The 12,101-nt window shown below is 59.1% G+C and carries 8 protein-coding genes and 1 pseudogene; 6 read left to right on the top strand and 3 right to left on the bottom strand.

The features are described 5' to 3' along the window. Window positions 1–127: 127 nt before the first annotated feature. A pseudogene (locus AC1VVM_RS23415) lies at window positions 128–909 on the top strand (IS5 family transposase). Here AC1VVM_RS23415 and AC1VVM_RS23410 read toward each other — a convergent pair. After that, window positions 906–1,358 (bottom strand): GNAT family N-acetyltransferase, encoded by a 453-nt coding sequence (locus AC1VVM_RS23410; RefSeq protein WP_482956650.1) that lies wholly within the window; start codon window positions 1,356–1,358, stop codon window positions 906–908. The pseudogene AC1VVM_RS23415 and the gene AC1VVM_RS23410 sit on opposite strands and share 4 nt — an antisense overlap. A 667-nt stretch (window positions 1,359–2,025) precedes the next feature. Here AC1VVM_RS23410 and AC1VVM_RS23405 point away from each other — a divergent pair. Continuing rightward, on the top strand, window positions 2,026–3,318 hold the full coding sequence (locus tag AC1VVM_RS23405) for a tyrosine-type recombinase/integrase (protein ID WP_395335337.1): 1,293 nt from the start codon (window positions 2,026–2,028) through the stop codon (window positions 3,316–3,318). A gap of 255 nt (window positions 3,319–3,573) precedes the next feature. Here AC1VVM_RS23405 and AC1VVM_RS23400 read toward each other — a convergent pair whose 3' ends face one another. Next, entirely contained in the window at window positions 3,574–4,548 is a 975-nt protein-coding gene (locus AC1VVM_RS23400; protein ID WP_395335334.1) for a hypothetical protein, read from the bottom strand. Between the two features lie 188 nt (window positions 4,549–4,736). Next, window positions 4,737–6,134, bottom strand: a complete 1,398-nt coding sequence (locus AC1VVM_RS23395) for a helix-turn-helix domain-containing protein (protein WP_395335331.1) — start codon at window positions 6,132–6,134, stop codon at window positions 4,737–4,739. Window positions 6,135–6,245: 111 nt separating this feature from the next. Here AC1VVM_RS23395 and AC1VVM_RS23390 point away from each other — a divergent pair, with 111 nt between their 5' ends. From AC1VVM_RS23390 to scpA, 4 genes are all read left to right on the top strand, one after another. Beyond that, complete coding sequence (locus AC1VVM_RS23390; protein ID WP_132385597.1) at window positions 6,246–7,772, top strand: acyl-CoA carboxylase subunit beta; 1,527 nt, start codon at window positions 6,246–6,248, stop codon at window positions 7,770–7,772. A gap of 102 nt (window positions 7,773–7,874) precedes the next feature. Then, window positions 7,875–9,056 carry a beta-ketothiolase BktB gene (bktB, locus tag AC1VVM_RS23385; protein ID WP_395335328.1) on the top strand — a complete coding sequence of 394 codons (1,182 nt, stop codon included), beginning with the start codon at window positions 7,875–7,877 and terminating at the stop codon, window positions 9,054–9,056. 237 nt (window positions 9,057–9,293) lie between these two features. Continuing rightward, window positions 9,294–9,731, top strand: a complete 438-nt coding sequence (gene mce, locus AC1VVM_RS23380) for a methylmalonyl-CoA epimerase (protein WP_132385595.1) — start codon at window positions 9,294–9,296, stop codon at window positions 9,729–9,731. Between the two features lie 137 nt (window positions 9,732–9,868). Beyond that, the gene (scpA, locus tag AC1VVM_RS23375) at window positions 9,869–12,025 is read left to right on the top strand and encodes a methylmalonyl-CoA mutase (RefSeq protein WP_395335326.1); all 2,157 of its coding nucleotides are present in this window, start codon (window positions 9,869–9,871) and stop codon (window positions 12,023–12,025) included. The last annotated feature ends 76 nt before the right edge of the window (window positions 12,026–12,101 follow it).

Below are 12,101 nucleotides of genomic sequence, written 5' to 3'. Positions count from 1 at the left end.
GAATGATCGGCGGCTGTAGCAAAGCGGCGCAGGGAATGACCGACATGTTGGCGCTAGGTCGTGTTGACAAAAGGGATTCCCAATCAGGTTGAGTTCTGATTCAAGCCTGCTTTTTGGAAGGGCGGGCATGGATCGCGGCGACCTGAGCGACGCAGAATGGGAATTGATCGGACCGCTGCTTCCGCCTGAGCGCGGCAGACATGCTCGGCCTGCCGGAGATAACCGGCTGTATCTCAATGGAATGCTGCACGTCCTGCGGGTTGGCTGCCCCTGGCGCGACATGCATGAACGATACGGGAAGTGGAACTCGGTCTACGTGCGCTTCCGCCGTTGGGCCGAGCAAGGCGTCTGGGATACCATGTTGCAGACGCTGGTCGATCTCGGCCTGACCGACGACTGGCAGCACATGATCGACAGCACCATGATCCGGGGCCACGTGTCGGCCGCTGGCGCTAAAGGGGGACTTGTAAGGAGGCTTTTGGTCGATCACGCGGCGGCTTTACGTGTAAGGTCCACGCCCGCTGCGACAATCAGGGCCTGCCTCTCGGCTTCCACCTGACAGGCGGCGAAGCGTCCGATTACGGTGGCGTCAAGGACCTGATGGCCATGCCGGTGCCGAAGCCCAAGGCTTTGCTCGCCGACAAAGGTTACGATGGCGACCGCTTTCGCGAGGACCTGCTCCTGAACAACATCCTGCCCGTCATCCCGCCGCGCTCAAACCGCAAGGCCCCAGTGCATCCCGACTATGGTCGCTACCGCGATCGCAATCGGATCGAGCGTATGTTCGGCTTCCTCAAGCACCAGCGCCGCATCGCCACTCGTTTCGAGAAAACCGCACTTTCCTACCTCAGCTTCCTCAACCTTGCTGCCGCAAGGTTATGGCTGAAGCATTTTGTCAACGCGACCTAGGAAACGTGCTTGAACATGTGGATCAGCACACCGCCATTTAAGGGCTCCTCTCTTTCGATCTCGTAGCCGAGCGAAAGGTAGAGTCGCACATTCTCCTCAAACTGCGAGTTCGTATACAGCCGAACGACTGCCGATCCAGCGCATACCGCGAGTTGTTCGGCGTGTGCTACCATTTTCCTGCCGTAGCCTCGCTTCTGGAATTTCGGCTCAACGGCAACATTTTCAATGAGCAGTCCGTCATCGCCTTGGATCATTTCGACAAGCGCGGCTAAGTCTTGTCCAACTAACAGCAGATCAACCCGATGATCTTGGATCATGGCTGCATGGTCTGCCTGCATTGGCATAGGTTCCCGCCCAATCACTGGCACCCATTTGGCATAGGCCGAACGAGTCAGCGCCGTTACAGCGTCGGCATCGCCGATCGTGGCAATTCGAATCGTCTCAGTCATGACTAGCTTATGGCCGATCCCGGGTATGGGCGGAACAGGTTCAAGCGACGAAGATAATGGCGCAGCCGGAAGTCCGCTTTGCTTGAGTGGAGATCTGTAAACGGTCAGACTGAAAGCGGCCAGAACTCCCCAACTGCGGATGCTCCGATGACGAGAATCGTGGGCCCTAGAAGAACCCACCGATGGCAGTGCGCGCGCGTTACCAGACGTGCGCCCGCGAGCACCTGCGTGGTGTAAAAACGTCCCGGTTCAGATCCCACTATGGGATCTGAATTCTGTGCAGGAACTATGTCGTAATAATCTGTTTTGTAAGAATAATGTTCCGCTGCCGTTGTCAGAATTAACGATCGCGGAAGATGCCGTATCTTGGGGGTGGTTTGGGGGATATTGGAAACATCGGAAAACCGAAAAATAGTTTGTTTTCATATTATTAGTCGCTCGTGCTATGTCCTGCCCCCGCAACCACATCCAGTCCTGATCCGACCGTCCCGCACCGTCCGGCGACGTCCACGGGCGACCATTTTTCCAAGCATATCAAATATTTTTGACCATCCCGGCGGGCCGTCATGCGTCCCGCTGCGTCCCGTTCAATGCACCCAGAGCCATTTGAATTGGGGGTATTTTTGGGGGTAGCATTTGGGCCGATACCCCCAGATGGACACGGCCCATGGCGCTCACGGAACTCGAGGTCAAATACGCGGCAAAGCGCGGCAAGCCTTACAAGCTCGCCGATGGCGGCGGATTGCATGTTCTCGTCCATCCCAATGGTTCCAAGCTGTGGCGCATGAAGTACCGCTTCGCCGGCAAGGAAAAGCTTCTCAGCTTCGGTCAATACCCCGACGTGTCGCTGACCGCGGCCCGTGCCAAACGACACGAAGCACGCCAACTGCTGGCGCTGGGAAAAGACCCCGCCAAGATCCAGCAGGCCAAAGACGAGGCGGAGGCCCGTACCTTTGAGATCGTCGCGCGTCAGTGGCACGCTCGCCGCGTGGATAGTCTCAATCCCGCCCATGCGAAGCGTCTGCTGGCGCGATTGGAACGCGACGCATTTCCGGCGATCGGATCCACTCCCATGGCCGGTGTGAAGGCGCCCGAGATACTGGCGGCGATCAAGGCCGTCGAGGCGCGCGGCGCATTGGACGTGAGCAGGCGCGTACTCCAGTCGATTGGCCAGATCTTCCATTATGCGATTGCCGAAGGGTTTGTTGAGCACGATCCCTCCGCGCATCTGACAGGTGCGCTCAAGGCGCGTCCCAAAGTGCAGCACATGGCGCGGCTCCCACTGCAGCAACTTCCCGAACTCGTGCACGCCATTCAAAACTATGACGGGGAAGAGGATCCCCGGCGCCGCGAGATTACGCGAGAGGCGATGCTGTTCACGCTGCTGACCTGGTGCCGGACCAGCGAGACACGCTTTGCGGCCTGGCACGAGTTCGAGAACCTCGACGGCGCGAACCCGCTCTGGCGCATCTCCGGCGAGCGCATGAAGATGCAGCGCGAGCATATCGTCCCGCTCTCGCGTCAGGTCGTGTTGCTCCTCCGGCGCCGCCTGCGCGCGACCAACGGCGAAGGGCTGGTGTTTCCGGGAACCAAACCGAGTAGTCCCATCTCGCAAAACACCATGATCTACGCCTGCTACCGGATGGGCTATCGCGGCCGGCAGACGGTGCACGGCTTTCGCGGCATGGCCTCGACCTGGGCCAACGAGAAGGAGATCTACAATTCCGACTGGATCGAGATGGCGCTCGCGCATTCGGAAGACGACGACATTCGCGGTGCCTACAACAGTGCGCTCTATCTGACGCCGCGTCGCCGCATGCTCCAGGACTGGGCGGATACCATAGGGCGCAGTGGAGATGCGGCGATCGAGAAGCGAGCGTCTGCTTATGACAAGGTCGAAACGGACGCCGCTGCAGAACCAGAGGAAGGAAACGTCATCCGATTTCCTTCAAAGCTATAAACACCTTTAGAGTAGAGACTGTCCATCACAGCAACGGGCTCCATCTCGATCGCTTAAACTTCGCCACCGATCCCCGGAAGCCGCCATCACATTGGTGCAGAGTGCAATGACTGCGTCGGTGGTCGATCCGGCACCTTGAAATGGGATTCGATTGTGTCCAGCCGCAGATTCTTGCGCATCGTCTTGCGTGAGAGCCCGGGCCATGATCTCACTGGGCGAACCCATGCAGCTTCGATGGCGTTGTGTTTTGCGGACTCAGTCCTTCTTTACGAAAGGCGCAATAGCAGTCAGGAGTTTCCCGAGGGTCTCGGCCGAGCGTTCGAGTTCTGCTTTTTGCTCAGTATTGGGGGCGCTATTTCGATCAATCTCTGCGAGACCACAAACAAGCTTCGAGTACGAAGTCTGATCCGGTAGTTCAGATCCGATAACCACGGCAGCGATCCTGGCTTCTGCCGAAGTCAGTTCATTATGATAGTATTTGATCTCGGTAAGGCTGTATTTGTAGAGTCCGAGGAAGAAAAATGCAAAAATCTCAATTGAAAGGACGAGCGAGATGCGTGGTGCAAAACTGTATAGAAACTGAGATATCGTGACGTTGGCGTAGTTGGCCGTAAATACAAACACGCCTAGGGTCGTAATTCCAATAATGGTGGCCACAATGCCAATCGAGAGGTTGAGATTGCCTCTAAATTCAAGCGCCTCGATCTCTCTGCGCATTCTGTTGACCGATTGTTCCATTAAATCGGTGTATCGCTTGGCGCGATCATCGGCCAGAACGCGCTGGCTTATCCGGGCCAACAGTTCGGTATGTGCCAGATCATCGATCTGATTCTCAATCGCCTCTCGAACCTTATCCTTGTCGACCTTGCGAAGATCGTTGCCGAGACGTGCAGCGAGACGTTGAAAAGAAATAATTTTCTTTGTGTCGCCGCCAAACGGCAGGATGCTATCCGGGAAAGCCGAAGATCGTCTTCTTGTTTTGTTCAGATAAGTCAGCGTGGCCATAAACAGCGTGGCGGATGCGGCGGCGAACAGTGCAAGTAATTTGGCATCATGGGTTTGGGTAAAATTTTCAAAATCCGATTTGTTCAGGCTGGACGTGGAACCAATCAGTGCAATCAAAGCCGCGGATAGACCCATCGTTGCGGGTACTACCGACATCACTAGGTGTTTCAGTTCTTTGAGATAGTGTTTCTTCAAGAGCTTCAGTTCGACCTTACCCGCAGACACCTTCTATCCCCCTATGATTAAGGGGGGGTAATGCAAAGTATGGACGGAATGTTCAAGGCGATATCGAAGGCGCAATTCGACCGAGCGACGTCGCCCTAACGATAATAATTTGTGAGATTAAGTGCAAAACGAGGTCGAGTTCGCACGGTAGATTGTGCTGTGAACGGTCTAATCGATCTATTTATCTATTAATCGATTGAGTATGGGACTACTTCCCGCCGAAAGCTATCGATGGAGATGTCTTTTCCGTTAGGAGGAAATGCTCTCTGGTCGCAATTATGCCGGCTACAAGTTCGGCATGAAGCTCCGATAGGTGTGGCGGGGTGGCTCAGGTTTATTTCGTCCGCGTAAACGAACTCTGCAGCGAAGTCGACTTCACACCCTAATGCAACGGCGTAGCGACGAGGGCGCTCCGCGTAGCTGCCGGTCGGCTTCACAAGACCTTTCGCCATGGAAACGTAGCGGACGCCATCTGGCATCTCCGCGAGCTGAATATGAATTCTATCAGGCACCGCGGCAGCCTCATGGACTACCCAAAGGGGGCAAGCGCCGCCGAAACGCGCAAATCGAAGGCGCGTAGCCGAGTGCCGTTTTGTGATGTTGCCGGCCAGGTCGACGCGGCAGAAATAAACTGGCGTGCCGCGTGCGTTTGGGCGCTGGAGTGTGGAAAGCCGGTGACAAACTTGCTCGAAGGTCACATTGAAAAGGTGTCGGAGCCTATCAACGTCATGCCGCATGTCGCGCGCCATCGAACGAAATTGCTCGTATGGCATCAGGATCGAACCCGCCATGTAATTGGTTAGGCCAATAGATAGAAGATTCCGAGCGGTTTTGGAGCGGACGTCTGCGTTACTTGAAATCGTCGCGATGTCTTCGTTGAAGTGCGTGCTGCTGATGTGCCAAGCTAGGTGGAACCTAAGACTGTCGTTCGCTTTTGCCGTATTTATCGTGAGTGTACTTTGTTGTTCGTCGAATAATCGAACAGGCCCTTTGTCTGAAAAAATGAGCGAGATATTTTTATCATTGAGCCACGATACCAAGTTTTGGGTTGATGGTGACAGAGTATCATTTGCCAATTCGTGAGAGAAAGCCTCTGCTAGGCGATCTAAATCATCGACATAATTGTTGATGTTGTGAAACCAGTCGCGGACCTCCTCCCATGGTAGCCTGCCTCCAGCCAGATTGTCTGCGCCCAGAGCCTCGTCGAGCATCTCGAGGCGCTGGGAATTGTCTCGATTCACGCGTGCAAGCTGGATGAATGACTCTGCAAAGCTTGGGAATTGTTCCACGATCTTGCGAACTTGTGCGGAGGATTGCGGATCCCGTGAGTGCGTGTCCGACATTGCGTCCTCGAAGGCGCGAAGAAGTTCGGCGCTTTGATCGACGGGGACGTCCTGCCACTCCACCGGAAAATTGCTCCGCAAGCGGTCGAAGATTGCGGGGGTCAGCGGGCGATCGTCGCTTTCGAGCTGCGACAGATATGATGCGCTGATGCCAATAGCTTTGGCTAGATCGGCTTGTTTCATCCCGCGAGCAGCACGCAGGCTCCTCAGCGTGGTTCCTGCGAAGGTGCGGCGCAATGTCATTCTGCGTGTGTAGTTTGCAAACCTCTAGTTTGCAAATTTGCAGATTTGCATTGGACAGCGATCCATTGGCCGCGCAGTTAGGCCGGAATCGGGTTTGTATGGATAGTGGATATGTCAGCCAATATCGCCGAAATGGAGAAGCGCCGCGCCGCAGCAAAGCTGGGTGGTGGTGAGAAGCGCATTGCCGCGCAGCACGCCAAGGGCAAGCTGACCGCGCGCGAACGCCTCGATATCCTGCTGGACGAAGACAGCTTTGAAGAGTTCGACCTTTACGTCGAGCATGACTGCACCGATTTCGGCATGGAGAGCCAGAAGATCCCGGGCGACGGCGTCGTTACCGGATCGGGCACCATCAACGGCCGCCTTGTCTATGTGTTCAGCCAGGACTTCACGGTGTTCGGCGGCTCGCTCTCGCATCGTCACGCGCAGAAGATCTGCAAGCTGATGGACAACGCGATGAAGGTTGGCGCGCCGGTGATCGGCCTCAACGATTCCGGCGGCGCGCGCATTCAGGAAGGCGTGGCTTCGCTCGGCGGCTATGCCGAAGTGTTCCAGCGCAACGTGCTCGCCTCGGGCGTGGTGCCGCAGCTTTCGCTGATCATGGGCCCCTGCGCAGGTGGCGCGGTCTATTCGCCGGCGATGACGGACTTCATCTTCATGGTGAAGGACAGCTCCTACATGTTCGTCACCGGGCCGGACGTGGTGAAGACCGTCACCAACGAAGTCGTCACGCAGGAAGAACTGGGCGGCGCGATCACGCACTCCAGCAAGACCTCGGTGTCCGACCTCGCGCTGGAGAACGATATTGAGGCGCTGCTGGCCGCGCGCGATTTCTTCGACTTCCTGCCGCTCAACAACCGTGAGGAAGTGCCCGAGCGTCCTTGCGCCGATCCGTGGGACCGTGCCGAGGAAAGCCTCGACACCGTGATCCCGCCTTCGGCCAACCAGCCTTATGACATGCATGAGGTGATCCGGAAGACGCTCGACGAGGGCGATTTCTTCGAGGTTCAGCCGCTGCATGCCGGGAACATCATCGTCGGTTTCGGCCGGATCGAGGGCAAGACCGTGGGCGTCGTCGCCAACCAGCCGATGGTGCTGGCGGGCGTGCTGGACATCAACTCGTCCAAGAAGGCCGCGCGTTTCGTGCGCTTCTGCGATGCCTTCAACATCCCGATCATCACTTTCGTGGACGTTCCGGGCTTCCTGCCGGGCACCGATCAGGAACACAACGGCATCATCAAGCACGGCGCCAAGCTGCTGTTCGCCTATGCCGAGGCGACCGTGCCGAAGATTACCGTGATCACCCGCAAGGCCTATGGCGGCGCTTACGACGTCATGGCGTCCAAGCACCTGCGCGGCGATCTCAACTATGCCTGGCCGACCGCCGAAATCGCGGTGATGGGCGCCAAGGGCGCGGTGGAGATCATCTTCCGCGGCCTCTCGCCCGAGGGCATTGCCGAGAAGACCAAGGAATACGAAGACCGCTTCGCCAACCCCTTCGTGGCGGCAAGCCGGGGTTATATCGATGAGGTTATCTACCCGCACTCGACCCGCAAGCGCATCGCGCTGGGGCTGCGCAAGCTGCGGACCAAGAGCCTCGAAAATCCCTGGAAAAAGCACGACAACATTCCGCTTTGATAGCGTCACGGATCGCGGCGCATCGCCTTTGGGCGAGCACCGCGATCCACCCCAGCCGCGAAAGACGGCACGCATCGAAAAACCAGATTGGGAAGTCAGGTCATGGAAGACATCTACATCGTCAGCGGCGTACGCACGGCAGTTGGTGATTTCGGCGGCTCGCTGAAGTCGTTCATGCCCTCCGATCTCGGCGGCAAGGTCGTGACCGAGGCGCTGGCCCGCGCGGGCGTTTCGCCTGAGGACGTCGGCCATATCGTCATCGGCCAGGTCATGCCGACCAGCGCCAAGGACGAGATGCTCAGCCGCGTTATCGGCCTTAACGCGGGCGTGCCGTTCGAAGTGCCTTCGATGACGCTCAACCGTCTTTGCGGATCGGGCGTGCAGGCGATCGTTTCGGCCGCGCAGATGATGAAGCTGGGCGAGGCGGGGATCACCGTCGCGGGCGGCGCAGAATCGATGTCGAACGTGCCCTATCACGACCACGGCGTGCGCTGGGGAAAGAAGATGGGCGACAATACGCAGGAAGACGCACTGACCGTCGGCCTGTCGGACGCCATCGGCGGCTACCACATGGGCATCACCGCCGAGAACGTGGCGGAGCGCCACTGCATCTCGCGCGAGGATATGGACACCGTCGCTGCGACCAGCCACCAGCGCGCCGCCAAGGCTATCGCGGAAGGCCGCTTCAAGGAGCAGATCCTTCCGGTCGAAGTGAAGACCCGCAAGGGCGTCACCGTCTTCGATACCGATGAACATGTTCGCGCGGACACCACGGTCGAGACGCTCGGCGCGATGCGTCCGGCGTTCAAGAAGGACGGCACGGTTACGGCGGGCAATGCCTCGGGCATCAACGACGGCGCTGCCGCCGTGGTGCTGGCTACGGCTTCGGAAGTCGAGAAGCGCGGCTTGAAGCCGATGGCCAAGATCGTTGCCTGGGGCCACGCCGGCGTTGAGCCTGCCTACATGGGCGAAGGTCCGATCAAGGCGGTGCCGGTGGCACTGAAGCGCGCCGGACTGTCGCTCGACCAGATCGACGTGATCGAGAGCAACGAGGCTTTTGCCGCGCAGGCTGCCGCCGTTTCCAAGGTGCTGGGCTTCGATCCGGAGAAGGTGAACCCCAACGGTTCGGGCGTTTCCATCGGCCACCCGGTCGGCGCGACCGGTACGATGCTCGCCATCAAGTGCATGTACGAGCTGAAGCGCACGGGCGGGAAGTACGGCCTTGTCACCATGTGCATCGGCGGCGGGCAGGGCATCGCTCTCGTGCTTGAGAACATGGCCTGAGCCTGTGACGGAGGCGTTGCTCTTCCTTGCTGTCCTGACGGTGTTCTGTTGGCTGACGGTATGGGAAATGCGACGCTTCGGCCGGTTGAGGCTGCAGATTGGACGGAGCGGGGTAGAACATTGGCTGACAGAAAACGAACGGCCGAAGCTGTTTCGAGCGGTGCTGGTCTTGATGTCAGCTCTGCCGGTCCTCGTTGGAAGTATGATGCTAATGTCCCAACTGAAGGTTTTTGCTAAATGAAGCTGGGTCGTCTCAACCATATCGGCGTCGCCACGCCGGATCTCGACGCCTCGATCGCGTTCTATCGCGACGTGATGGGCGCCACCGATATTACCGAGCCGTTCGTGCTGGAAAGCCAGCAAGTGCGGGTCTGCTTCGTCAACACACCCGGTGAAGACGGCACAGCAGGCACGCAGATCGAGCTGCTTCAGCCCACTACGCCGGATTCGGCCGTGGGCAAGTGGCTGGAGAAGAACCCGCTCGGGGGCCAGCACCACATCTGCTACGAAGTGCCGGACATTCACGCCGCCAAGGCGTGGTTCGAAGGCCTTGGCAAGCGGGTGCTGGGTGAGCCGCGCATGGGCGCGCATGGGACGCTGATCTTCTTCGTCCACCCCAAGGACATGGGCGGTCAGCTCACCGAGATCATGGAAACGCCCAAAGAGGCGCATTGAATAGAAGCCGTCGCCCAAGCTCCACCGTCATCCTGAACTCGTTTCAGGATCCATTTCGCCTCCGGGCGACGACGGTGAGAGGGCGAGGAATGGATCCTGAAACGAGTTCAGGATGACGAAGCTGCAAGGGTAGTGCGATGACCGAGGGACCGAACATCAACGACTGGAAGGCAGCCGCCGACAAGGAGGTCAAGGGCAAGGACCTGACCTGGAACACGCCCGAGGGTATCGCGGTAAAGCCGCTCTACACTGCCGAGGACGTGACCGTCGATCCCGGCCTTCCCGGCTTCGCGCCGTTCACGCGCGGTGTGCGCGCCTCGATGTATGCCGGCCGTCCCTGGACCATCCGCCAGTACGCGGGCTTCTCCACTGCCGAGGAATCGAACGCCTTCTATCGCCGCAACCTTGCGGCAGGTCAGAAGGGCCTTTCGGTCGCCTTCGATCTTGCCACCCATCGTGGTTACGACAGCGATCATCCGCGCGTCGTGGGTGACGTGGGCAAGGCCGGCGTCGCCATCGATTCCGTCGAGGATATGAAGATCCTGTTCGACGGTATTCCGCTCGACAAGATGTCGGTCTCGATGACGATGAACGGCGCGGTGATTCCGATCCTGGCCTTCTTCATCGTTGCCGGCGAAGAGCAGGGCGTCGATCGCAAGCTGCTCGACGGGACCATCCAGAACGACATCCTCAAGGAGTTCATGGTCCGCAACACCTACATCTACCCGCCAGAGCCTTCGATGCGGATCATCTCGGACATCTTCGGCTACACCAGCCGCGAGATGCCGAAGTTCAACTCGATCTCGATTTCCGGCTATCACATGCAGGAAGCCGGCGCGACGCAGGTGCAGGAACTGGCCTTCACCATCGCCGACGGCGCGGAATACGTGAAGTACGGCGTGGCATCGGGCCTCGATATCGACAAATTCGCGGGCCGCCTGTCGTTCTTCTTCGCCATTGGTATGAACTTCTTCATGGAAGTGGCCAAGCTGCGCGCCGCGCGCGTGCTGTGGCACCGGGTGATGACGGAGCTTGGCGCCAAGGACGAACGGTCGAAGATGCTGCGCACGCACTGCCAGACTTCGGGGGTTTCGCTGCAGGAGCAGGATCCCTACAACAACGTCATCCGCACCACGATCGAGGCGATGGCCTCGATGCTGGGCGGCACCCAGTCGCTGCACACCAACGCGCTGGACGAGGCGATTGCGCTGCCGACCGACTTCTCGGCCCGCATCGCCCGCAACACGCAAATCATCATCCAGGAAGAGACCGGCATGTGCAATGTCGTCGATCCTTTGGGTGGGTCCTATTACATCGAATCGCTGACGCAGCAGCTGGTCGACCAGGCCTGGGAGATCATCGAGCGCGTGCAGGCCGAAGGCGGCATGGCCAAGGCTGTCGCCGCTGGCTGGCCCAAGGCGATGATCGAGACCGCTGCCGCCGCCCGTCAGGCCCGTGTGGACCGGGGCGACGATGTGATCGTCGGCGTCAACAAGTACCGCCTTGCCAGCGAAGACCTGCTGGAAACGCTGGAAGTGGACAACGCCAAGGTCCGCGAAGGCCAGATCGCCCGCATCAACAAGATGAAGGCTGACCGTGACGAGGCTGCCTGCCAGGCCGCGCTCAAGGCCCTGCGCGACGGTGCCGCCGCGCCTGCCAGCATCGAGAACAACCTGCTCGCGCTCGCCGTCGAATGCGCACGCGCCCGTGCGACGCTGGGCGAGATCAGCTCGGCCATGGAAGACAGCTTCCAGCGCTATGGCACTCAGCCGACCCCGGTGAAGGGCGTCTATGCCGCGCCTTACGAGGGCGACAGCCGCTGGCAGCAGGTGCTGGATGGCGTGCAGGCGGTGGAGCGTCGCCTTGGCCGCAAGCCCAAGGTGCTGGTCGCCAAGATGGGTCAGGACGGTCATGATCGCGGTGCGAACGTGATCGCCTCCGCTTTCGGGGACATGGGCTTCGACGTCGTTTCCGGCCCGCTGTTCCAGACTCCGGAAGAAACCGTGGTGCTGGCGCTGGAGAGCGCGGTCGACGTGGTCGGCGCGTCCTCGCTGGCCGCCGGTCACAAGACGCTGATCCCCGAACTGATCCAGAAACTGCGCGCAGCCGGCCGCAGCGACATCAAGGTGATCGCCGGCGGCGTCATCCCGCCGCAGGACTATGAATTCCTGCGCAATGCCGGCGTTCAGGGCATCTACGGCCCCGGTACGAACGTGGTTGAGAGTGCTGCCGACGTACTGCGCCTGCTTGGCCACAACATGCCGCCGCTCGGTTCTTCGCTGGAAGTAGCATGAACGATCCAACAGCAGGAGAGTTTGCAGAAAATCTCCGCAAACCATTCGGTACGAATACCTGGAAAACGGATATCTG

The sequence above is a fragment of the Novosphingobium sp. BL-S-33 genome, assembly GCF_056857025.1.
This window is presented reverse-complemented; position numbering and strand designations above follow the sequence as displayed.

Coding starts and splice junctions, on each gene's coding strand:
- mce (WP_132385595.1), top strand. CDS start 9,294: ATGAAGCTGGGTCGTCTCAACCATATCGGCGTCGCCACGCCGGATCTC.
- AC1VVM_RS23405 (WP_395335337.1), top strand. CDS start 2,026: ATGGCGCTCACGGAACTCGAGGTCAAATACGCGGCAAAGCGCGGCAAG.
- AC1VVM_RS23410 (WP_482956650.1), bottom strand. CDS start 1,358: ATGACTGAGACGATTCGAATTGCCACGATCGGCGATGCCGACGCTGTA.
- scpA (WP_395335326.1), top strand. CDS start 9,869: ATGACCGAGGGACCGAACATCAACGACTGGAAGGCAGCCGCCGACAAG.
- AC1VVM_RS23390 (WP_132385597.1), top strand. CDS start 6,246: ATGTCAGCCAATATCGCCGAAATGGAGAAGCGCCGCGCCGCAGCAAAG.
- bktB (WP_395335328.1), top strand. CDS start 7,875: ATGGAAGACATCTACATCGTCAGCGGCGTACGCACGGCAGTTGGTGAT.
- AC1VVM_RS23395 (WP_395335331.1), bottom strand. CDS start 6,134: ATGACATTGCGCCGCACCTTCGCAGGAACCACGCTGAGGAGCCTGCGT.